This is a genomic window from Ignavibacteria bacterium, assembly GCA_017302895.1.
Taxonomy (GTDB): Bacteria; Bacteroidota; Ignavibacteria; order Ignavibacteriales; family Ignavibacteriaceae; genus UTCHB3.
In genome coordinates, this window is record JAFLBV010000001.1 from 1,618,370 (window position 1) to 1,639,418 (window position 21,049).

General features: G+C 44.0%; 25 protein-coding genes and 1 tRNA gene. 10 read left to right on the top strand and 16 right to left on the bottom strand.

Annotation, left to right across the window (positions count from 1 at the left end):
• Positions 1 to 102: 102 nt before the first annotated feature.
• From J0L60_06385 to J0L60_06395, 3 genes are all read right to left on the bottom strand, one after another.
• Complete coding sequence (locus J0L60_06385; GenBank protein ID MBN8545744.1) at positions 103 to 378, bottom strand: T9SS type A sorting domain-containing protein; 276 nt, start codon at positions 376 to 378, stop codon at positions 103 to 105.
• A gap of 174 nt (positions 379 to 552) precedes the next feature.
• A complete protein-coding gene (locus J0L60_06390) occupies positions 553 to 1,203 on the bottom strand; it encodes a peroxiredoxin (protein ID MBN8545745.1) in 651 nt (216 codons plus the stop codon).
• A gap of 170 nt (positions 1,204 to 1,373) precedes the next feature.
• A complete protein-coding gene (locus J0L60_06395; protein MBN8545746.1) occupies positions 1,374 to 1,826 on the bottom strand; it encodes a nucleoside deaminase in 453 nt (150 codons plus the stop codon).
• A 126-nt stretch (positions 1,827 to 1,952) separates the two neighbouring features.
• On the opposite strand from J0L60_06395, the gene J0L60_06400 reads away from it, so the two are divergent.
• Entirely contained in the window at positions 1,953 to 2,582 is a 630-nt protein-coding gene (locus J0L60_06400) for a nitroreductase family protein (protein ID MBN8545747.1), read from the top strand.
• Positions 2,583 to 2,757: 175 nt separating this feature from the next.
• On the opposite strand, the gene J0L60_06405 is transcribed toward J0L60_06400, so the two are convergent.
• The gene (locus J0L60_06405; protein MBN8545748.1) at positions 2,758 to 3,603 is read right to left on the bottom strand and encodes a CoA ester lyase; all 846 of its coding nucleotides are present in this window, start codon (positions 3,601 to 3,603) and stop codon (positions 2,758 to 2,760) included.
• A 38-nt stretch (positions 3,604 to 3,641) separates the two neighbouring features.
• Positions 3,642 to 5,105 (bottom strand): glycosyltransferase family 2 protein, encoded by a 1,464-nt coding sequence (locus J0L60_06410; protein MBN8545749.1) that lies wholly within the window; start codon positions 5,103 to 5,105, stop codon positions 3,642 to 3,644.
• A 313-nt stretch (positions 5,106 to 5,418) separates the two neighbouring features.
• Here J0L60_06410 and J0L60_06415 point away from each other — a divergent pair, with 313 nt between their 5' ends.
• The 5 genes from J0L60_06415 (at position 5,419) to J0L60_06435 (ending at position 11,848) form a co-directional block, all read left to right on the top strand.
• Complete coding sequence (locus J0L60_06415; protein MBN8545750.1) at positions 5,419 to 8,190, top strand: T9SS type A sorting domain-containing protein; 2,772 nt, start codon at positions 5,419 to 5,421, stop codon at positions 8,188 to 8,190.
• Positions 8,191 to 8,327: 137 nt separating this feature from the next.
• Entirely contained in the window at positions 8,328 to 10,049 is a 1,722-nt protein-coding gene (locus tag J0L60_06420; GenBank protein MBN8545751.1) for a hypothetical protein, read from the top strand.
• The gene (locus tag J0L60_06425; protein ID MBN8545752.1) at positions 10,039 to 10,386 is read left to right on the top strand and encodes a hypothetical protein; all 348 of its coding nucleotides are present in this window, start codon (positions 10,039 to 10,041) and stop codon (positions 10,384 to 10,386) included. The genes J0L60_06420 and J0L60_06425 overlap by 11 nt, the downstream gene beginning before the upstream one ends.
• Position 10,387: 1 nt before the next feature.
• On the top strand, positions 10,388 to 11,023 hold the full coding sequence (locus J0L60_06430; protein ID MBN8545753.1) for a hypothetical protein: 636 nt from the start codon (positions 10,388 to 10,390) through the stop codon (positions 11,021 to 11,023).
• 75 nt (positions 11,024 to 11,098) lie between these two features.
• Entirely contained in the window at positions 11,099 to 11,848 is a 750-nt protein-coding gene (locus tag J0L60_06435) for a triose-phosphate isomerase (protein ID MBN8545754.1), read from the top strand.
• A 69-nt stretch (positions 11,849 to 11,917) separates the two neighbouring features.
• On the opposite strand, the gene J0L60_06440 is transcribed toward J0L60_06435, so the two are convergent.
• The 7 genes from J0L60_06440 to J0L60_06470 form a co-directional block, all read right to left on the bottom strand.
• Positions 11,918 to 13,048 carry a hypothetical protein gene (locus J0L60_06440; GenBank protein MBN8545755.1) on the bottom strand — a complete coding sequence of 377 codons (1,131 nt, stop codon included), beginning with the start codon at positions 13,046 to 13,048 and terminating at the stop codon, positions 11,918 to 11,920.
• Between the two features lie 88 nt (positions 13,049 to 13,136).
• Positions 13,137 to 14,264: a hypothetical protein gene (locus J0L60_06445; protein ID MBN8545756.1), complete on the bottom strand. Its 1,128-nt coding sequence runs from the start codon at positions 14,262 to 14,264 to the stop codon at positions 13,137 to 13,139.
• 3 nt (positions 14,265 to 14,267) lie between these two features.
• A complete protein-coding gene (locus J0L60_06450; protein MBN8545757.1) occupies positions 14,268 to 14,822 on the bottom strand; it encodes a hypothetical protein in 555 nt (184 codons plus the stop codon).
• A 1-nt stretch (position 14,823) separates the two neighbouring features.
• Positions 14,824 to 15,345 (bottom strand): hypothetical protein, encoded by a 522-nt coding sequence (locus J0L60_06455; GenBank protein ID MBN8545758.1) that lies wholly within the window; start codon positions 15,343 to 15,345, stop codon positions 14,824 to 14,826.
• Positions 15,346 to 15,455: 110 nt separating this feature from the next.
• Complete coding sequence (locus tag J0L60_06460; GenBank protein ID MBN8545759.1) at positions 15,456 to 15,941, bottom strand: TerB family tellurite resistance protein; 486 nt, start codon at positions 15,939 to 15,941, stop codon at positions 15,456 to 15,458.
• Positions 15,929 to 16,249 (bottom strand): YbaN family protein, encoded by a 321-nt coding sequence (locus tag J0L60_06465; GenBank protein MBN8545760.1) that lies wholly within the window; start codon positions 16,247 to 16,249, stop codon positions 15,929 to 15,931. The genes J0L60_06460 and J0L60_06465 overlap by 13 nt, the downstream gene beginning before the upstream one ends.
• Before the next feature lie 50 nt (positions 16,250 to 16,299).
• A complete protein-coding gene (locus tag J0L60_06470) occupies positions 16,300 to 16,650 on the bottom strand; it encodes an STAS domain-containing protein (protein ID MBN8545761.1) in 351 nt (116 codons plus the stop codon).
• Positions 16,651 to 16,828: 178 nt separating this feature from the next.
• Here J0L60_06470 and J0L60_06475 point away from each other — a divergent pair, with 178 nt between their 5' ends.
• From J0L60_06475 to J0L60_06485, 3 genes are all read left to right on the top strand, one after another.
• Positions 16,829 to 17,260 carry an META domain-containing protein gene (locus tag J0L60_06475; GenBank protein MBN8545762.1) on the top strand — a complete coding sequence of 144 codons (432 nt, stop codon included), beginning with the start codon at positions 16,829 to 16,831 and terminating at the stop codon, positions 17,258 to 17,260.
• An 87-nt stretch (positions 17,261 to 17,347) separates the two neighbouring features.
• Positions 17,348 to 17,902, top strand: a complete 555-nt coding sequence (locus J0L60_06480) for a GNAT family N-acetyltransferase (protein MBN8545763.1) — start codon at positions 17,348 to 17,350, stop codon at positions 17,900 to 17,902.
• Between the two features lie 84 nt (positions 17,903 to 17,986).
• Positions 17,987 to 18,958, top strand: coding sequence for a J domain-containing protein (locus J0L60_06485; protein MBN8545764.1), 972 nt, complete (start codon positions 17,987 to 17,989; stop codon positions 18,956 to 18,958).
• On the opposite strand, the gene J0L60_06490 is transcribed toward J0L60_06485, so the two are convergent.
• On the bottom strand, positions 18,951 to 19,514 hold the full coding sequence (locus J0L60_06490; protein ID MBN8545765.1) for a rhomboid family intramembrane serine protease: 564 nt from the start codon (positions 19,512 to 19,514) through the stop codon (positions 18,951 to 18,953). The genes J0L60_06485 and J0L60_06490 overlap by 8 nt on opposite strands.
• 215 nt (positions 19,515 to 19,729) lie before the next feature.
• On the opposite strand from J0L60_06490, the gene J0L60_06495 reads away from it, so the two are divergent.
• Positions 19,730 to 19,802: transfer RNA gene (locus J0L60_06495), tRNA-Lys, on the top strand.
• A gap of 188 nt (positions 19,803 to 19,990) precedes the next feature.
• Here J0L60_06495 and J0L60_06500 read toward each other — a convergent pair.
• Genes J0L60_06500 through J0L60_06510 form a run of 3 tightly spaced genes read right to left on the bottom strand, consistent with a single transcriptional unit; the run spans position 19,991 to position 21,006 of the window.
• A complete protein-coding gene (locus J0L60_06500; protein ID MBN8545766.1) occupies positions 19,991 to 20,299 on the bottom strand; it encodes a hypothetical protein in 309 nt (102 codons plus the stop codon).
• Between the two features lie 50 nt (positions 20,300 to 20,349).
• Entirely contained in the window at positions 20,350 to 20,640 is a 291-nt protein-coding gene (locus tag J0L60_06505) for a hypothetical protein (GenBank protein MBN8545767.1), read from the bottom strand.
• A 51-nt stretch (positions 20,641 to 20,691) separates the two neighbouring features.
• The gene (locus J0L60_06510) at positions 20,692 to 21,006 is read right to left on the bottom strand and encodes a hypothetical protein (GenBank protein ID MBN8545768.1); all 315 of its coding nucleotides are present in this window, start codon (positions 21,004 to 21,006) and stop codon (positions 20,692 to 20,694) included.
• Positions 21,007 to 21,049 lie beyond the last annotated feature (43 nt).

The following is a 21,049-nucleotide window of genomic DNA, read 5'->3' on the forward strand; positions in this document are numbered from 1 at the left end:
ATAATTAATTATGCGAATAAAGTTAAAACGCAAAGAAAAACAAAGAAATAAATTGTGTGAATCAAAGATTGGTTATTCCACCTCCGAAAAATCGGTGAATTCTCATTTCATTATCAATACCTTCTTTGCAATCACGGTCTGTTGCCCGTATGCGGAGTTTATTACTGCCTTCAGGATGTATACTCCTGCCGGGAGATTATGGGTGACCGAGTAAGAGTTTGCACCTTTTCCCAAGGAAATATTCTGTTTACTGTACACTTCTTCTCCGAGGGTGTTGAATATTTTGATTGAGGCAACAGTATCAGATCCTGATTTGAATGATATATTAAAGAGATTGCCGCAGGTACACCGGTGGCCGTCATATACTGCCAGAGACAAGTAGAGTGCCGGGAATTTTGGGGGTTTGCCTTCAAAAAGAGAAAGAGTAAAAGCAAAAAGAATCGTCCTGCGGATTTCATTTTGATGCCTGTTTTGATAGTGTAAAACTTAATTCTTCAGATAAAAATACAAAAAAAGGCTGCCCCTTTTGAGACAGCCTTTTTAGCGTAATATTTAGTTTAGCGATTTATACTTAAACCACCAGTCGGGTCCCTCATACTGTTTACGGTCTTCAACTCCTGCCATGTCTTTTGGGGGAGGGATAATGACCTTATCCTTCAGCATTTCATTGTTGGGCCAGTTTTCCGGCATTGCCACTTTGTTCGCATCAGAAATCTGTAGAGCCTTCAGTGCTCTAAGTATTTCATCGATTTGTCGTCCGATTTCCTGAGGATAATAGATCATCAGTCTTATCAGTCCGAGAGGATCGATAATGAAGACCGCGCGAACGGTATTTGTTCCTTTTCCCGGGTGAATCATCCCGAGTTTTTCGGCAGTTCTACCCATATCATCAGCAATGATCGGGAAAGGTATCTTCACATCAAGATTGTCCTGAATCCATTCAACCCATTTGATATGAGCGAAAACCTGATCAATTGACAATCCGACGAGTTCGGCGTTCAAATTCTTAAACTGTTCGTTTCTGCTCGCAAAAGCAACAAATTCAGTAGTACAGACGGGAGTGAAGTCTCCCGGATGGCTAAAGAGTACAATCCATTTGCCGGCATAGTCACCGGGGATGTTTTTGACTCCGTGAGTGGTCTGGACAGTAATGTCCGGCATTTTTTCGCCAAGAAGCGGAATTCGATTTTGCATGTTTTCCATATTTTTATCCTTTTTTAACTTAATCATGGATTTGAGAAAATCCGGAAAAAAGACTCTCAAAGATCAACATAAGTTAGATGAATAAAAACGGGAACAGATTCGCTTAAGAGCTTATTTCATTTAATGGAGACGGTGACTAACCCGGATAAGTGGTCTCCATTGATAGACTATTACTCTTCTCCGATATCCTCGTTCCAGATTTCAGAATTTTTTGTAATATAGTCTTTTAGCATCTCGATGCATTCGGTTGATTTCATATCGACAACTTCAATTCCCGATTCCCGGAGCCACTGAACTCCTCCGTCGAAATTTACAGACTCACCGACAATTACAGTTCTGAAATTGAATTGTCTGGCAAGACCAGAGCAGTACCAACAGGGTGCAAGAGTTGTTACAAGAATCTTATCCCGGTATGTTCGCTGCCTTCCGGCTTTTCTGAATGCATCGGTTTCGCCGTGGATGGATGGATCGCCTTCCTGAATCCGGCGGTTGTGTCCTCTTCCGACCAGATTTCCTTCGAGGTCGAAAATGGCACCTCCTATCGGAATTCCACCTTCAGCAAGTCCGGTTCTGGCTTCTTCTATTGCAACCTGCAACATCTCATCATAATTTTTGGCTTTCATTCTGTGATCTCCGTGAAATGAGTTCAAAATTAAATAAACAATGCAAATTACAAATTTACGGGGATTAAATTGATTTCACGGGGAGCTAAAATATTGTTAAGTTTCAGGACACAAATGGGAAAATTTATGGAGATCAAAGAAGTAATAGAACGCAGAAGAAGTGTCAGGCATTTTAAGCCTGAGAGTCTTCCGCTTGAAGATTTAAAAGAACTGGTAAGACTTGCGGGTCTTGCCCCAAGTATAAATAACGCACAGCTATGGAAATTTGTTGTCGTAACGAATAAAGATGTAATTGCGAAGATGTCGAATGTTGTGAATCAAAAAATATCATCACTTTTGAATTCCACAGAAGACAGCAAAGGTGAGAAGATAAAAACCACCGTTTCACATTTTTCCACAGTCTTTACCGATGCACCTGCAGTTATAGCTGTTCAGATGAAATCGTATGATGCAATTGTTGACACGATTCTCGAAGCATCAGGAATGACACATGAAGAGATGAACAAGATGCGGAACTACCCTGACATCCAGAGCATCGGAGCCTCAATAGAGAACATCATGCTTGCTGCCACAGGAATGGGTTACGGATGTTGCTGGTTGACGGGTCTTCTCGTTGCCCGGGAAGAGCTGGAGCCATTGCTGGGAATCAAGGAGCCATATCGTCTTGCTGCGTGTGTTGCAGTCGGTAAGCCTCTCGAGTCACTTCCTGCGAGGGAAAAACTGCCTCTCGAGTCAATCCTGGAAATAATAGAATAGGATTAATTAATAAACCGCAGAGGGCGCAGAGAACACAGAGAGCTATTAACTATGATCTATGATCTATGAGCTAAGAACTTCATATTTGAAATTAGTTTCGTTAAGTGCTCTGTGATCTCTGTGTGCTCTGTGGTTTTTACTAATCTTCGCGGTCTTGGCGTCCTTTGCGGTTTAATCAAATTTTGTTCAGGGTGATTTTTGCAAGGCGGATGGTTGCATTGTCAATCATTCTGCCGTCGAGTTCCACCGCACCTTTCCCTTCCTTCAAAGCATTTTCATAAGCATCCAGCACTCTTTTGGCCCGTTCAATTTCCTGAGGTGAAGGGGAGAAGACCGCATTGATTATTTCAATCTGAGCAGGATGTATAGCCCACTTTCCATCCACCCCGAGCGCGGCAGCGAGTTCGGCTGATTTTCTCAATCCCTGCGCATCGCTGAAATTGCCATAAGGAGCATCGATAACGGCGAGATTACGGGCTTTTGCCGCCACCACCATACTTGATAGGACGAACTGCCAGCGGTGACCCGGATAGGTATCCTCATTTTCACCGTGACCGGAAATCGAGATAAATTTGGCACCGATGGAGGAGGAGAAATCTGCTATTCCAAAGACGAGTGTGATATTTCTCTCCGAAGCGGCAGCAATCTCTGAAACATTTTCCAGTCCGAGGGCGTCCTCAATTGAAGGCTCAAGGAATATTCTGTTTTTGAGTGAATATTCATCCTCGAGTGAGTTCAGAAGTTTTTCGACAAAATGGATATCAGCGGCGGAGGAGACTTTTGGAATTACGATGGAATCGAGTTTATCGCTGCAGAAGGGGATAATTTCCACGATGTCCCTGTAGGCGAAGCGGTCTCCAGGTCGGTTTATCCTGATGGATAGGAACTTGTTTCCCCAGTCGAGGGAATTAATTGATTCAACGACCTGAAGACGGGCGGATCTTTTTTCGGAAAGAGGAACGCTGTCTTCGAGGTCGAGCATGACGACATCTGCACCTGAAGCCGAAGCTTTCAGGTGCATTTTAGCGATGTGTCCCGGTACGGAGAGTACTGACCTTCTCAAGAGAGTTTTTTCATCCTCGCCTTAAGTTCGAAAGTACGGAGTTTATCCTTGTAATAGTTGTGTGCATTTACCTGCGGAATGCTCAGCGCGGAATCTGAATTTCCTTCCCATCTGCGGCAGAGGTAGATTGGATGATAAATTCTTCCGATACGATATTGTCTGGAAATCGCGAGACCGACTCCGTAATCTTCGCCATAGGAGACATTCGGTATTTTTATTTCGCGAAGAACAGGTGTGTAGAAAGCTCTTGGGGCACCGAGTCCGTTGATTCTGAGAGCATTGTTTGGTCCGTTGTCATCAGTCCATTCCTTATGATCGATGATTCCGGGAGGTATCTCTTCCAGTTTGAAGTTGGTCATCTGGTAGGTACCTATGACCATTGCACATTTTTCTTTTTTGAAAGTGTCAACGACTGTTTGCAGCGTGTTTTCATCGTTATAGAGGTCATCGCTGTCGAGCTGGACGGCAAACATGCCACACTTTTCATGATGAACACCGAGGTTCCAGCAACCGCCAATTCCAAGGTCTTTTCTTTCAGGGATGAGGTGAAGAAGTCTGGGATCGGATGCAAATTCCTTGATTTTCTCTGTAGTGCCGTCGGTTGAGTGATTATCAATTATGATCAGGTTGAAGGGGAAATCTGTTTTTTGTTTCAATACTGATTGAATTGCATCGGCAACAGTGGTTACTCTGTTTCTAACAGGAATGATAACCGAGGCTGTGAACTCAAAATCTGTTTTTGAGAAGTCGATGCTTTTGAAGTGTTCGGGTGTGAGGAGTGCACCTATGGATTTAAGATAATTGGTGCATGCCTGTTCCATTTCGATCTGTACAGCGCGGTTACGGGGATCTACATAGTCAAAAAGTTTTTCTCCCGATTTTCTTGTATCGTGTTCGATTGATGAGTAGAGGAACTCACCAACTCTGACGAGATCACCAAACCTTGAAACAGCGAGGCGAAGGCTGTAGGCACCGGCGAATGAGAAGTTTTCGTCTTTGGTTTCTTCAACGGCTTTTTTAGCCAGATCTGTATTGAAAAGCATAAGGTAGCCGAAATTGAAGTCATCGCGGAGGCTTCCTGCCTGATAATCGATAACAGGGTGCGGTGAGGCGTTGCCTTCTTTGATCTCGTAGTAATCCGAGTAAATCATGGAAGCTGAAGTTGCGTCTGCAACGAGGAGCATTCTTTCGAATCCGAACTGTCCCGGTTCGATGATAGTATCCTGCTTAATATAAGCAAAGTAAGGAGTCGCGCTATTTGCAACGATTGCTCTTATTCCGGCTGAAGACTGAATGGAGTCAACCTTTAGAATTTCGGCACCCGGAAGCGGGGTTAGACCGTCCTGTGTAGTGAGCAGAAATATTTTGTCGACCGTCCCTGTTGATTTCAGATTTGTAATAGTGGTTTTTGTATGTTCTCCTCCGCTGTAGGGAAGGAAAACTGTGATTTGTCTCTCCATGTAAATGTCTCCGTGTGTCGTTATTTTCGTTCGGTTGATGTAAAAAGAGTACCTGAAATGTCAGGTAATCTTCAATAAAAGTGTATAAAAAAGAGTAATACAAACTTACTAATTTTTTCCGAGAAGGGGAGATAATAAGGGAAATATAAATGAACAATCAGCTATTGTGGTTCAATTAAATTATGTTTAACTTCACAAACAAATAATCAAATTTCGGTGGAGGGAAATAACCAGCCTTACTGGTGACACCGGAAAAAACTAAAGATCACGGGACCATAATTTGGCGGGAGAGTGATCGGAAGGAGGCATGCCCATGAGACGGCTATATATGCTTTTAATCGTATGCTTATTTGTAACGGAGATGTCGGCGATAAATACATTGATCGCCAGAATACCTTTGCAACCCTGGGTACCTGAACGCGCTGCGTACATGAAAAATGTTACACTTGTTGTGGAGCCAAGGGGTGCATTTACGGAGCAATCGTTATACATTTACTATACGGACAACGGTCTGTTTGGTAACAACAATGTTGAGATTGTTCACCGTTTCGAGTTGCCACAAGGTGCGATAATGAAGGATCTCTGGATGTGGATGGGTAACAATGTGATGCAAGCGCTCCACATTGATACCTGGAGAGCCAGGAAACTTTACGACAGCATTATCCACATTCCGACGAACCCCGATCCGGGTTTTCTAACAAAGATTGGAGAGCAGTATGAACTCCACATCTTTCCTTTAAGGTCAGGTACGACCCGAAAAGTTAAAATCACATATCTCGTACCGCTTCAATACGCTCAAAACAAAAACATTGCAGAACTTCCCTACGGATTGTTGCGGGCTAATTCATTAGCGAGCCTTCCTTTGCACATACTCTTCCGGAGAACCGGCAGTGATACGCCTTTACCATCGATATATGAGGCGCCGGGTTCGACTTTTGTTCCGAAGGCGGATACCATGGGGTTCAGCTATTTCTACGCCTATCTTGCAAATGTGGGGAGCTACCAGTCGCTGAAAATGACTTATGATTTCCCGTTCAATTTCGGGACATATTTCAGTTCGGAGAAAAAGAAACCGGGCGAGAATTATTTTGAACTGGGTCTTTCGCTGGGTACCATATTTAATGTGGATACCTCCCGAACGCCGCAGAGGCTTATGTATGCTTTCGATGTGAGTGGTGATTTCAGCAAAAACCTTTCGACGCAGGCGACCAATTTGCGAAAGCTGATAACGGGAAGTATCAGGGATGGAGATTCGGCGCGGATCTTTATTGCCGGAGGGAACAACATTGTCGAGATAACAGACGGATGGACCCCCTATTCCGTAATAGCCGGGTGGAATCTTCAAAACATGTTCACAAACTACTTGAACAGCGGGCCCGGAATTGCAGCTCAACAGGTGAAGAAACGGAAGATTCTCTGGCTGGATAATGATGCAAGATGGACGATGGATTTCCACGGTATCAGTACGCTGGCAAATTACAAGGCTGTGAACGAATTTGGAACAGGTATTGACCAGATTACATCCAGCGACCTGGTAATGGCATATCTCCCTGTAGGTAGATTCAAGCATCAGGATACGATAGCAAGATACAAAGATACCCTTAATACGATGTTCAATCGAGGTGGCAGGTTCCTTTCCTATACCTCAAAATCAACAGTTGTCCAGGATTCCCTTCTCAAAAACTATTTCACCAGTTTGAGAGTGGATACAACCATTACGAAGTTCAATACCTGGTTCAGAAATGAAAACGGTAACCTCGGGATGGGATTCCCGTTCTCACTGGAGAGGAAGACCACCCATGTGTTGAACCACAACGATGGCAATGTGAAAGTGGAGTTGAAAAATTCACTGGACAAAATCGCCGTTCTCTCAAAAAAGGTATTAAGCGGACTTTTTGTTGTCTCGGGAATTTACGGATATGATGATGATCTCAGTCTGAAATCTCTGATAAACCCGCCATTGATGGGAATGAATGTCACAAACGGCACTTTGATGCTCCCTGACTATCTTGATTTCATCACGAACTTCAATGTTCAGGAACACCCTTCGAAGATAATAATTGCCAGCAATTCCGACAAGTATTACACAGAGGAAGAGATCAATCAGAAGGTGAATCAGTTCAATGTGATGCTTGGTGAGAAAAAACCTGCCATAAGTACGGTAAATCTGCTTGACGGTGAACCGTTTGTAATTCCACCTGTCACATACAACAGCCTGAAGACTTATTACGGAAGTGGTCTGCTCCTTTCAAAGATAGCTGAAAAGAGAGGCGGACTGCACTTCGAAAAAGCGATTTATGACTGGGATTTCATTTCCTCGGGTCTTGCCACATCGATGCCGGCTCTTGATACCCTGATCATAAATGCTTCTGCACAGTCCGGTGGTTTGATTTCCGAATTTCGCGAGATCAGGAAAAATCTTAAGAACTACTGGGCACCGTTGTTCTTCATCGGAAAGTATCAGAACACCAACACCGTAACAATAGATGTGAAAGCCAAATTCTCCGGAAATGACACACTTTACACGAAGCAGTATCCATTTACGGTGCAGTTTGATACAATAAGCAGCAGAACAATCATGCCGAGCATCCTGACAAACGAGAAGATCAACGAAATGCTTGTCAATGCGGCCTATGATACCGCTTTGATCGTTGACATGGCATTCAGCGACAGGGTACTTTGCGACTACACGGCATTTCTGGTACTCGAGCCGAACGATACTGTTCATTATCTCATTAATCCCTGGGATGAGAGCAAACTCACTGGCATTAAAGGTGAAGAGGAAATTGTCGACTCGCTTATGCTTGATGTCTGGCCGAATCCGTTCAACTCGATGTCTCTGATCAAACTTAGTCTTCCGGAACTCTCGAGCGTAACACTCAGCATTTACGATATCACAGGACAGCTTGTCAGGGATATCGCCGTTAATGAGGAAGTGAAGGGAGCAAAGAGGTATAACTGGAACGGAAAAGACAACTTTAATACCACCCTCGCCAGTGGTGTTTATCTTGTACATGCAAGAATCAAAAATCTTGGTTCGGGCAAAACAGAATTCCTGTCGAAGAAGGTAATCTACCTCCGTTAGACAAAACCGTTTTATTTTACGAACCCGGGAAGTGAAAACTCTCCCGGGTTTTTTTGTTTAAATTCCTTCCCGTGCAGCACTTCACACTTGAGAAAAACCACCCCGTGCCCCAAATTTGCATTAAAAAAAAGCGAAATATGGGCAACTACTATTCACACAACGAAATAACAGAACTTCACCTTGAGTCACTCAATTACTTTGAGGAGGCATGGAAACGGGGGAGGAGGAATGAACGATTCAAGCAGGGGATTCACTGGACACCTGAAGAACTTGACGCAATCAAGGGTGCCAACAGGCATCCTTACTCCATTTCCCTGATGAACCACAAAATCAACAATATCATTTCGACACAAAGGCAGTCGAGGAATTCGATCAAGGTCACCTCGGGCGAAGAAAATTCCTTCAGTGCGGAGATCGCCACGGCAATATTGAAAGACAAAGAGAGGAGCGAGGACCTTATGCAGCTCGAGAGTGATGTATTCGATTCAGGACTTTCGGTCTGTTTTGGGGCGGTCGAGGTTGTACCCGTCTCTCCGGGAGGCGAGATCAGGGTATCTGCAAAAAAGAGGGATTATCTCGATGTGTTTTGGGACAGCAGTGCGAAGAGTTACAATCTTGACGATGCCCTGTTTATTGCCACGGGTGAAACCTTTAGCAGGGAGAGTGTCGAGCGCAAATACGGGAGTGTTTCCTCTTCGGGTGATTCTCTTTTCACACATTCGTTTTACAGAAGTGACAGTGGTAACCTGTTCAGAGGGGGGAAGGATACAGTCAGACTCATCAACCATTATTGCAAGTCACCGGTAAGAGAGTTTGTCCTCCTTTTCAATGACTGGAGGGATCATCACCGGCTTCCGGGGGGAGTTTATGCCGGGAAGTTCACATCACGGGAGAAGGCGAACAGCCGGCTGAGAGAATTGCACATTCCGTATCTGGAGAATGATCAGGAGGTTCCGCTGCACGAGATCATGCCCGTTGAAGGAGTACAGATCACAAAATATGTTATGACGGGAGGGGAGATACTCGACATTATCGATCTTCCACTGAACAGGATACCCGTCTCTATTTACCGCCCTTTCCATTTTGAAAACAAATTCTGGACACTTGCCGATCTTCTCGTTGAGCCGCAGATATTCCTTGACAGGGTCTTTATGCAAATCGATTACAGCTTCGGCAGGGATGTGAAGAATGTTTATCAGGGGAATGTTCACGCGCTGGCAGAGTCGGAGACTCCCGAAACAGCATTAAGGAAGGCGGAAAGGACAGGGGGAATCATCTGGACAAGAACAGGTGAAGAGGTCTTCCGTCCGTTAAAGGTTTCGGGAGTTAATCCGCAGTATTTTCAGATAGCCGCGGTGATGCAGGGGTTTATTGAGGATCTTGCCGGTGGCAGAAGTTTTCACGGACTTGCGGACTACAGCAACGAGAGCGGCAAGGCGATAATAGCGAAACAGAAGCAGGGGCTGCTTGCCGCCGGGCTTGTTCTTGATAATCTGAGAAGGTGGAAATGCGATTTGGGGGAAAAGCTGCTCGAGGGGACACTGGAATATGAGGGGGACTCCGCGGTTGAAGCGGTACTTCGGCAAATGAGGCGGGAGGAGATACAGGGGGAAAACCTCCCGTCTGCCGAAGAGTTAAAAATAATGGACTATGAAATTACTGTTACCGAAGCACCTCTGAGCAGCGATGAGAAGGCGGAAAAACTTGATCAGCTCATCTCGTTAAATAATGTCTTCCCGGGATCGGTTCCCATTGATGTGGTGCTAAACTACATGAACCTTGAAACCGGAGACAAAGAAAAAATTATCAACAATTATACCAGTAAACAATCAATAGAGGAGAAAAGAAATGAACAGTGAAGAAAATCGGGAAATGGACCCGGAACAGGAGACCGGCGTTGAAATGGTTTCTGAGACAATTGAGGCTACTGAATCAAAACCTGAATTTTCTGATGCGACAGAGATAATTGATCGTCCGCAGGCAACAGACCTTAACGATGAGGCATTGGCAAAACTTAAGGCGGAGTTGATGGATGAGATCAGAAAATATTTTGAGCCGCTTCTCAAAAATGAAGTGGTGGCGTCGTTTCCTGTGCCGTCGAACGAGTCGGAAGAGAATGATGATGAAGATGAACCCGCAGCCGATCAGGAGGAGGAGTCATTAATCGCAAAGCTCTTGCAGGAAACGAGGTGGTAGCGTGAATGAGGATTTCTTCGTTAATCTTATAAAAGGATTTTCGGGAGGGTTGGGACTGGGAGCGACAAACCATGAAAAATTCCAACTCCGCAGAAAGAATGAGGGGGAGGTTTCGGATATACTTGGGTTGTTTGGGGAGCTGGTTGGCGGGGAAAACGGAGTTCCTTCTTCGGAGGGAGCACCACTTCCCCAAAAGGAGGCTTTGCTTTCACTTCTCTCACCGGGAGTTTTCTCCCTCTACAAAAAATACAGAGAGGGGAAGAAAAAGACGATCAAGTATGATGAACCGTGGTTATACTGGCAGAATGGATCAGGGGAGAGGGACTGGCTCGGTGACGGTTCGGGGGGTAAAATCAAAAATTCCTTCTACAAACCGAAGGTGGTCGACCGCTTCAACGAGTGGAAGGACGGAAAACAGAGGCGGGTTTATCTCTATGAAGACGGGAAACGGGAGTACCATGACTTTGAATCACCTCCCGAAAAGAGAGGTAAAAAAATGGAAATTGGCGATCCTGTGGAGTTCGAAAAAAAACTGATTCAAAGCTACAAACAGGGAAAAATAACCCTGAAAGACTATGAACTCCTGAAAAAAAGAAACAGGGAAAGGATGGCAGCCGGGTCTTTTGATCAGCCATAACGGGAAAAGAACTTTGCAGACGGTATAAATATGGGTAACTTTGTGTCTGAAAATCTTAAAATTTCGAGGAGAAAAATGAGAACTAAAGTTATCGCCGGTAACTGGAAGATGAACAACGACCTTAATGGTACTATTGAACTTATTTCGGGTATAAAAGCTGAACTGGCAAATAAAAATATCGAAGCAAAGCTTATCGTTTGTCCCCCCTTCACTTCACTTGAGACAGCCAGAGAGCTGCTGAAGGGAAGCAATGTGGGACTCGGAGCTCAGAACATGTATTTTGAAGAGAGTGGAGCATACACAGGCGAGATATCAGCTTCGATGCTGAAATCTGTCGGTGTTGAATTTGTCATTCTTGGACATTCCGAAAGGAGAACCATTTTTGGTGAGTCTGATGAAACAATCAACAAAAAAGTGAAAAAAGCTCTTGCCGCAGGTTTGAAGCCGATCTTCTGCATAGGAGAGACACTTGAAGAAAGAGAAACAGGAGTAACTTTTGATGTCATAAAAAGACAGGTCGAAAAAGGTCTTGCGGGAGTTTCTGTATCAGAGATGTCGGATGTAATTATTGCTTACGAACCCGTTTGGGCTATTGGAACGGGGAAAGTTGCCTCACCGGCTCAGGCACAGGAAGTGCATGCATTCATCAGAGGGGAACTTGTAAAACATTTTGGAAGTGAAACGGCTGAAAAAACCATCATCCAATATGGCGGAAGCGTAAAACCTGATAATGCAAGGGAGTTACTTGGTCAGCCTGACATAGATGGAGCTTTGGTGGGTGGTGCCTGTCTTAAAGCAGATTCTTTTGTTGGTATAGCTCTCTAAAAAATATCGTTTGTTTTGTGAAGGGCAGTTCCGAACGGGGTTGCCCTTTTTATTTTTAATAACCTCCTGTTACTGCTCCCACCAGTAAACCACTTTCATACTGCTGCTGACAACGCCTGTTCCTGCACCTGTTCCTGCACTCACAGCATTTCTGATTGCTTCACTCGAATAAAGCACATCTCCCGAACCGTTACCGATACAGTTTCCGGCTGAGGGGAGGGGTGACATGCTTATTACAGCACCGATTATGGTATTATGAATATGAATTATGTCGTCAGCTATGAGAACACCTTTGAAGGTACCGCTGTTCACATTTTTCATTTCTGCATTAAGAGCTGTATTATGGACAACAAGGATTCCTGTCCCGTCAATGTTGGCGGGAGTCCATGAACCACCAGAGGGAAGTTCCACATAGGTTACACCTCTAAGAGGGTAAGTCAAAGACGCCGGGTTGGTGACATACTGGCTGCCACCTGCACCACTCATTGCCACAGCTTTTAGAGTGCCTTCGGGATAACCGTTTGCCGGTCCGCCCATGATGCTGTCAGGCGATGCAGGATATCCACCCGGATAAGTCTGCAAAGTTGCGATAGTATTAAGATTTGCAGGTTTTGAGGGGGCGTAATCCACACCCGTTTTGGTTCCACCAATGGTCGATGCGCCGCTTTGATTTAAAGTGGAAGTTGTCCATACACCAAGAGTTCCTGTTGCAGCAACCAAACCGCCTGAAAGATTGTGATCTCTTCCATCCACTGTTAGATTACCAAGAGTCTGGATTGAATTGTTTGCAGAAATGGCACCTTTAATTGCAGGTGGAAGCATGGCGGTCGAAGTGGCATTCCTGTTGACATAGCAAATGGCGGTATAGCTTTTTTGTGAGGAAGTGCCGTAACTTGTAAAAGCAAATGCCTCTATTTTAATAAGATTCATCGAGAGGGCAGTTGTATCTTTTAGTCTTACTGACACTTTACCTCTCATCAGATTCATCAGCGGGAAACCTGTTCGCCATGCAGTATCAACGGTGATTTTTCTTAAAGCCATTTGCACCCCTGCCTCGGCAATATTCTTGATCTGATTGTTGTCGTAAGTATTCACAGAAGCTGCTGCGAGGTCACTGCCCCGTTCGTAAATATTACCCACAGTAATCCCTGCCAGGGCGATCATGCCTGCGAGGAGAATTATAATGGCTTTTCCGGGCATAGATTTTCTCTATCTCGTTTCTAAAATTTGTATATTAAATTGATCGATTAAATGTGGACATTCAGAAATAAAAATTAATAAAAATTAATCATTCGAACCAGTACAAAATCTGTTGATTAACAGACAGCGCATTGATCGAGTTGGTTAAGTTTACCAGGTTTACGGCATTCATAATCGCCTCACGGGAGAAAAGGATGCTTCCCGTCCCGTTTCCAATACAATCACCACCTTCGGGATTGTGTGAAATGGCAATCAGTGCGCCGATGATGTTTGTATGAATTCTGACGACTTCATCAGACATAAAAATACCCGCGAAGATACCGGAATTGATGTTTGTAATCGCAGCATTTACCGCAGAGTTGTGGATAACGAGGATGCCTGTACCGTCAACATTGGCAGAGTTCCAGGTAGTGCCTGAGGGGAGTTCCACATAAGTTACACCTCTAAGCGGATAAGTTAGATTCACAGGATTTGTAACATACTGGCTGCCACCGAGTCCGGCGAGTGCGATCGATTTCAGAGTCCCCTCCGGGTATCCGTTCGCGGGACCGCCAAGAAGGCTGTCGGGAGACCGGGGGTATCCACCGGGATAAGTCTGGTTGTAAGAGACAATAGTAGCGTTTGCCGGTTTAGAGGGTGCAAAATCGGTACCTCCTGAATTGGTACCACCTATGGTAGAGGAGCCGCTTTGGAAGAGACCTCCCGTAGTCCATATACCGAGACTTCCGGTACCCGAAAGGAGGGCACCACTCACCGAATGATCCCGCCCGTCGACATTCATATCACCGAGGGTTGTAATGGTACTGTTCGTTGTTACTGCACCTTTGATGGCAGGTGGAAAGATTGTGAGTCTTCTGAATCTGTTGAAGTAGCAGGTGGCAGTCCATGATTTGAAATCATCAGTACCTCCCATCGTGGCAACAGAAACCACTTTGACAACTGAGGTGGTATCGAAGATGGTGTCTTTCAGTCTGACATTTATAGTGCCGCCGAAGAGTTTCAGGTTTTGATAACCTGTTCTCCAGGCAGTATCCTTAATCATTTGCCTTACTGCCATCTGAGCGCCGGCTTCGGCGATATTTTTAACCTGCATGTTGCTGTAAGAATCAGAGGTTGACTGATTCATTTTTCTGCCGGAGTCGAAAATGTTCATGTAAGTGATCCCGGCGATGCTGAGTATTCCAGCGAGTAAAATTATTAAAGCTTTCCCGGGCATGGTTTACCTCAGATTTCTTGGTTTGTAAAGTTTTTCCCAATTGGAATATGAATATTGATCATCATATTTCATAGGGCTCATGGTTGAAACTGTAACCTTGAAGGATCTAATTTTTGATTTATAGGAAGTTTCGACTCCCAGACTGTCGTAATATCTGAATCTTAAACTCGTTATACCCCAGTTATTGAGCACTGCAGTATTGCTGTTTATTTTCCTGTAGAGAGGTCTGTCATTCGGGTTTTCAGTGGCAGTGAGTTCTGATGTGGTGCCGAGATAATAGGTAATTGAATCGACCGTGCCGTTGTTATCAAAATCGGTTCTGAAGCTCATATATGTCGGTTCTGAAACCCTGATTTTTATCGAGTCAGTAACTCTGTACCCCATGTTTTTGAAGTCGTACTGAAACACCTCTGTGAGGGCGACCATGTTTTGCTGGGTATTAGTGTTCATATACTGTTGCGATGCCGTAGTGGAGAGGTTGTTGTTAACGGTCATCAACATTAGAGTTATAAAAGCTGAGATCAGAGTTGCACCGATCAGGTCTAACATCGCAGTCATATCAGTAGATAAAGAGATATTCCAGAATGACGGTGTTTGAAAGATAAGGACTGCTTACGGTGACAGTCATTTTCTTGGCAAAAGTTCTGACGGTTTTAGTGGAATCGGGCCAGGTTTCGCTCACATATCCAATTCTCGAGGAAATTGAAAACTTGTCTGCGCGGGGTGTACTGACCATTCTTGTGTAGTTGTTGTAATCGTCGAAATCGTCGAAGGTGGTGAGGCTTCTGAAACTGCCTGTCCACGATGAATCGGGGGTTGTGTAGGTTTCGCCTGTTTCCCTTCCAAGAGCGGAAGGATCGGTAAGGTTTCCGATGGCATTCAGAGTACCTGCAACAGCGGCTTCATCAAATTTTTTCCCTTTCGCCTCATCAATCAGAGACTGCCCCAACCCTATGGCTGAGATGTAGAACTCATTCGAGACGGCAATATCAGACTGATTCAGAATGATACTGTTCGTGGAAAGGAGAAAAATTCCAAAAAGTACGAGACCACCGAGGGTGATCATTGTATTGGGAGCCAATTTGCAACGACTTGTTTAGTTGAAAAAATAAACTTTACTGCAATTCAATGTAACAACTTGGGTCGAATAAATCAAGTGATGAAAGACACTAATTGAGGTAAAAGGTGAGGTCAGATAAAGATTTCCATTGTGTGCAGAAATTCTTCCTTGGTGACACCCTTATTGCCGGCTTCAACGAGCTGGATATAGAAGGTTTTGAGTTTGATGGCGGGGATTCCGAAGAGGAAACTAATTTTGGAAATGATGGCAACTTCTTCAACTGTTACCTTCCCGTCTGCCAGCATCAGATTGAGGAGGTCGTAGATCAGAGAGAGTTTGTCTCTTTTTCGTTCCGGGATTACTACATGGAGGAAATTTGCCGGTGACTTGATAATTTCATCTGTTTCACCGGAAGAGAAACCGAGTTTTTCCCCTTTGTCTTTTATGAGATCCCATTCGGTTTCATGAATTTCCATGTCACCTGCTGCCAGATAAACCATCAGGGAGAGTTTATTCAAGCGTTCCTGAAGGTTTGCAGCATTCCCGTCATGAGAAACCGGCGCGATTGTTTTGACACCGTGCAGTGGCGGGTTGTTCTTTTTGTTCAGTTTATCCAAAATGTGAAGGCTGCTGAGATGGTGAGGGAAACAACAATTATTCCAACGGTGATAATTTTTGCTCTCAGGGGCATTTTGCCTCCGTTGTGATAGTAGTGGATATATTTCCCTACGAATCTGTTGTGGAGGATAAGATTGTGGAATTTCTCCGAACTTCTCGCAAAAAATATCGATGCAAGGATCAGGAAGATGGTGCCGGGCATCAAGGGGATGATAAACCCGATGATTCCGAGTACCATAAACGCAAAACCGAGCCCGAAGAGGAGGTATCTTTTTATGCGGTTGTCTTCAATGTTTATTCTGCTCATTAACTCTCTTTTTATTTGAATAAATCCACAGGTTAACTAAAAAGTTCCTTTTAATGAAGAGAATCTCTCTCCTCCGACCATTGTCTTATCGAATCGGAAAGACCGGAGATATCGAGAATCTGCTGTACCTGAGGAGAGATATTTATAATTGAAACCATGTCCATGAAATGTACGCCGACTTCGGGACTTTTTGCCATTGCAGCTCTGAAGAGGAGCAGAAAGGCTCTGATACCGGCAGAGGAAACATAGTCAACCTTGTCGAGGTCTATAACGACAGGGGCTCGGTAATCACGAATGAAGGGCTCCACGGTATTTCTGAATTCCTCAACTGCAACAGCGTTCAGAGAACCGTCGCAAAGGATAAAGAATTTATTATCTTCGGCATTTATTGTAAAGTACATTGAAAATCTCCGGAAAGAGTTAAATTGAAAGTGACAATATATGAAGTTTCGATTTTTTAATAAACGAAAAGTTTTAATTGTCACGGTTTCAGGATGGAAGAACCGGAGACGGGGAACAAACTGAACTTTCATTCAGTAAAACCATCATTAAATTTTCAATTATATTCGAGGAAGAAAAATGAAACGAACGATTAAAATTATTACACCACTCCTCCTGTTGATGCTATTTGCAGGGTGTGGATCTTTGGTCAAACTCTCCGATACGGGAGTTCTTTACAGCAACGCCTGGAAACTGGTAAAAATAAACGGTCAGGCTGCGGTTAAACCTGCATATGCGAATGATGTCACTTTGGCAGTGGTTGCAGGTGTGAACAGTTTTGGCGGCAATTCAAGCTGCAACCAGTATTTTGGAAATGTAACCGTATCGGGTGACAGGATAACTTTTGGTGACCTCGGTTCCACAAAGATGGCTTGTGACGATATGAATCTGGAGATCAACTATTTTCAGGCGCTTAAAAAAGTTGACAGATTTACAGTAAACAACGGCATTCTGTATCTCTACTCGGGTTCCCAGGTGGTCCTTGAGTATCAGGCGACAAGTTTAAAGTAGTTCAGCAAAATAAATGACTTTATTTCGGTCAAAAAATAAGTTACATTAAAAGTTAGTTTTTTTATTTTTTCCGGAAAAATTCATTTCATGCTAGAACCATTTGTAATCAAAACAGAAAATCTTGATCTTGTCAACTCAAAAGCCCGTCATATCGAGCTGTTAAAAGAGGACGAGTCTCTTTTTGAGAAGGAATTTGGCTTAAAAGTGGAGAAGGGATACCTGGAGTTCCCTGAGGCACTCGAGTTCATCTACAGTTTACTGGCACACGGACCGGGATTTGGCGAGTGGGGTTTCTACCTTTTTGTACACAGAAAAGACAAGGCACTTATTGGTGCCGGTGGATTCAAAGGGAAGCCGAACAACGGTGTTGTTGAAATCGGATATGGTACAGCTGAAAAGTACCGCAACAGAGGATATGCAACCGAAGCTGCCAGGGCTTTTCTTCATTTTTCGTTTAAGGACAGTTCGATTATTAAAGTTGTCGCGCATACAAGACCTGAAGTGAATGCATCGAACCACATACTGAACAAACTCCGTTTTGTAAGGACTGATGATTATGTTGATCCCGTTGACGGACTTGTCTGGAGATATGAAATGACACGAAGCATGTATTTCCAGATGAAGAGAGCCGGGGATCTTTAGTCATTTTGTAATCCTGATTTTTAAGGCTGTCTCATTACGGGCAGCCTTTCTTTTTTCTGTTGCATCATTCATCTAACAAACACAATGGACCTCTTGAACTACTACGAATTGGAAAAGAAATACCGGCTGGCTCAGAAATATTATGATCAGAGCCGGTATAACGAGGCATACACAATTGCGGGTGAGATCAGAAATGAAATAATGCAGGGTCTCGACAAGGTGAAACTTTCGCGTAACATCGCAAAAGGTGCCGGCTGGCTGGCTGCTTTTCTTACGGGCGGATTTGGTGCCGAGGACCTGCTCATTGTGCCTGCCATCAATAAAGTGGTTCTCTCACTTTTTGGAGTAAATCTTGAGGGGTTGATGGACCTCCTTGGGCGGGCTACCTATATGAAACTGATATGCAGTACCCTGGAGCCCGGAATAATGGCGAGGGTGCCCCAAAAAGATATGCTGAGGGATTTTCTCATCCTCTACAAACTCAGCAATTCGAGGCAGGATAATACTTGGTTGAAGAGTGTCTTTCGCCTGATCAATCCATTTGCGGATGAAGGACTGAACGGGAATGAGCATCACTACGACATTCCCAAACTGCTTCATGAGTTGTATCTGGAGGCAAGCAAACTCTCGATGGAGACCGAACCGTATGGTGACCTGCTCCTGATTTACCTGCACGCATTCGGGTACAGGACACAGAATCTCTACCATTTTCTTCTGATCGGCAGGGAGCACCTTGTCAGGGATTACGACAATGCTAGCGCATCAGGTTCGAGCCGCTACTCACGAGGAAGCTCCGGCGGAAGCAGCTACACATCCTCATCAGGAACAGGGGGAAAATATATCGATCCGATGGATAAATATTACGGCGACATCCTCGGTTTGAATGGCGACTACAGCAAGGAAAACATCAAGAAAAAATACAGGGAACGGATGAAGGAGAGCCACCCCGACTCGAAAGCGGGTTCGAATGCTCAGGAGGGGAAACGGGCTGAAGAGGCATCCAAACGGATAAACTCAGCCTATGCTTATTTCAAAAAGAGATACAATTTCAAGTAAAATAATTGTCTTTGTAGTACCGTTTCACATCAGTTTCAGTCTCATCCTCTTCTTCCCATGAATATTTTTTAGGGGGGTCATATTTTCTGTAGAGCATGGCTGAAATCATGCCTGCAATTCCACCCGAGAGGTGTCCTTCCCATGATATCCCCGAATCGACGGGGAGAAGTCCCATCGAAAGAGAACCTCCATAAACAAACACCACAAGGAGAGCGAGCGCTATCGAACGGATATCTCTTCTTACCACTCCGCTGAAAAACAGAAACGATGCCAGTCCGTAAACCAGTGTGGACGCTCCGATATGAATAGCCGGTCTGCCGATGACCCAAAGGATTATTCCGCCGAGCACATACATCAGCGGGATTGCTTTTCTGGAGCCGACAGGGTAAAAGAAGAGCACAAGAAAGCCCAAAACAAACAGTGGTGGTGTGTTCGACATCAGATGTCTGAAATCACCATGGATGAGGGGAGAGAGAAAAATCCCAAGGATATGATCGGTATCCCTCGGGGCTATTCCAAGCCAGGAGAGAGATATCCCGGTGAACCATTCGGTCAATTTAATGATCCAGAGTATCGCAATGAAAAGAGAGGGGATTGTAACAGCATAGCTGATCCGGTCCCAGATGACCTGAAGATTCAGAATATCTCCTTTTACTGAAGAATTAACAAAAAGCGGTTAAACGGAACAGGAATGAAACAATTCCGTTTTAAATGTTCCGGAAAATTCGAGAACAATTTTGCAATATAAAATATTTTGAGTAATTTTGCGGTGCACCTTTAGCTCAGTTGGTAGAGCATATGACTCTTAATCATCAGGTCGCGGGTTCGAGTCCCGCAAGGTGCACAAAAATAAGCCCTTGTAATTAAAGAAGTTACAAGGGCTTTTTGCTTTAATAAAGTTGGTTCATGTTGAAGAGTATAACAGAAAGTATAACAGAAATCCAAATTCTGATTAAGTTCTTCTTCAATTTTACAACCCGGATAATCTGCCTTAGAATAAAAAAAGATACCCTCCGAAGAGGGTATCTAAATCTACTCTCCGAAAGTTTGTCGATACTTTTCTTCGACTAACCACTCGATCATGCTTGTCATACTCCGCTTCTGATCTACCGCCATGCGATTCAGCTTGTCGTAAGTTTCCTCGGATACCTGCGCATTAATAGCTTTCCGGGCTGTGTTTCTTTTCACTTCGCTCAACCGTACCTGCCCATCTCGGAAAATACAATCAAAGTAAATCAGTCCCTCTTTTGATGTATCTTGCACATCGAGAAAGGTTGTTGCATTTTCATCTGTGGCGATAAGCCGTTTTGTGCTTACCACATTGCGAGGGGTTGTATCCAATACATGGCATTTAACCAGGTGTGCTAATTCAATTATGTTCATTTTGTTGTTCATTTTGTTGTTCCTTTCTGATAAAAATAATTCCAAACTGCGTTAAAATTAATGATACAATAAGCAATAGCCTCTGTGACTTCTGGTTTGAATTCAACCATTTCACTATCGAATGTCTCCAATTCCATTAATGGTATATGACTTTCTGATTCTACAAAATTGATTCTCAATCCTTCGCTTAATGCACCACCATAATGTCTTAATGACAATATTCTAACATCTCTATAAAACCATTCCACCGGCTCAAAACCATTGTTCTTTAATATTTCTTCAAAACGCTCAGGTGTCATTTTAATTCTCCGTTTATGTTGAATGGGGAGCTGTGAGGCTCCCCTGTGAAATTAAGCTGCAATACTTTCAAAGTGCTGAATTGCCTCTTCTTTGCTGATTACAACATAAGTGTTACCGGTTACCCGAATGAAGTAATTTTCATCCCTTTTTGCGTACTGGCAGGTTCTGAATACCTGATAGATGCCATCCTCAGAAATACGGGCTTCGTCTTTCCCGTTTACAAATTCTCTTTTCAGTCCCCATTTAGGGTCGGTGCCTGTGATTTTTGCCACCCAGAATTTTCCGTAATATGAGTGGTCTCTTGTTCCGCTTTTAACAACAACTTTATTCTCTGTTGTTTCAATGTGTGTGTTCCAGCAAGCCATTTTATACTCCGTTGTGTTGTTACAAAATTGTGTTAAACTCTAC

Coding starts and splice junctions, on each gene's coding strand:
- J0L60_06390 (MBN8545745.1), bottom strand. CDS start 1,203: ATGGAAAACATGCAAAATCGAATTCCGCTTCTTGGCGAAAAAATGCCG.
- J0L60_06395 (MBN8545746.1), bottom strand. CDS start 1,826: ATGAAAGCCAAAAATTATGATGAGATGTTGCAGGTTGCAATAGAAGAA.
- J0L60_06400 (MBN8545747.1), top strand. CDS start 1,953: ATGGAGATCAAAGAAGTAATAGAACGCAGAAGAAGTGTCAGGCATTTT.
- J0L60_06405 (MBN8545748.1), bottom strand. CDS start 3,603: ATGCACCTGAAAGCTTCGGCTTCAGGTGCAGATGTCGTCATGCTCGAC.
- J0L60_06410 (MBN8545749.1), bottom strand. CDS start 5,105: ATGGAGAGACAAATCACAGTTTTCCTTCCCTACAGCGGAGGAGAACAT.
- J0L60_06415 (MBN8545750.1), top strand. CDS start 5,419: ATGAGACGGCTATATATGCTTTTAATCGTATGCTTATTTGTAACGGAG.
- J0L60_06420 (MBN8545751.1), top strand. CDS start 8,328: ATGGGCAACTACTATTCACACAACGAAATAACAGAACTTCACCTTGAG.
- J0L60_06425 (MBN8545752.1), top strand. CDS start 10,039: ATGAACAGTGAAGAAAATCGGGAAATGGACCCGGAACAGGAGACCGGC.
- J0L60_06435 (MBN8545754.1), top strand. CDS start 11,099: ATGAGAACTAAAGTTATCGCCGGTAACTGGAAGATGAACAACGACCTT.
- J0L60_06440 (MBN8545755.1), bottom strand. CDS start 13,048: ATGCCCGGAAAAGCCATTATAATTCTCCTCGCAGGCATGATCGCCCTG.
- J0L60_06445 (MBN8545756.1), bottom strand. CDS start 14,264: ATGCCCGGGAAAGCTTTAATAATTTTACTCGCTGGAATACTCAGCATC.
- J0L60_06450 (MBN8545757.1), bottom strand. CDS start 14,822: ATGACTGCGATGTTAGACCTGATCGGTGCAACTCTGATCTCAGCTTTT.
- J0L60_06465 (MBN8545760.1), bottom strand. CDS start 16,249: ATGAGCAGAATAAACATTGAAGACAACCGCATAAAAAGATACCTCCTC.
- J0L60_06470 (MBN8545761.1), bottom strand. CDS start 16,650: ATGTACTTTACAATAAATGCCGAAGATAATAAATTCTTTATCCTTTGC.
- J0L60_06475 (MBN8545762.1), top strand. CDS start 16,829: ATGAAACGAACGATTAAAATTATTACACCACTCCTCCTGTTGATGCTA.
- J0L60_06480 (MBN8545763.1), top strand. CDS start 17,348: ATGCTAGAACCATTTGTAATCAAAACAGAAAATCTTGATCTTGTCAAC.
- J0L60_06485 (MBN8545764.1), top strand. CDS start 17,987: ATGGACCTCTTGAACTACTACGAATTGGAAAAGAAATACCGGCTGGCT.
- J0L60_06505 (MBN8545767.1), bottom strand. CDS start 20,640: ATGACACCTGAGCGTTTTGAAGAAATATTAAAGAACAATGGTTTTGAG.
- J0L60_06510 (MBN8545768.1), bottom strand. CDS start 21,006: ATGGCTTGCTGGAACACACACATTGAAACAACAGAGAATAAAGTTGTT.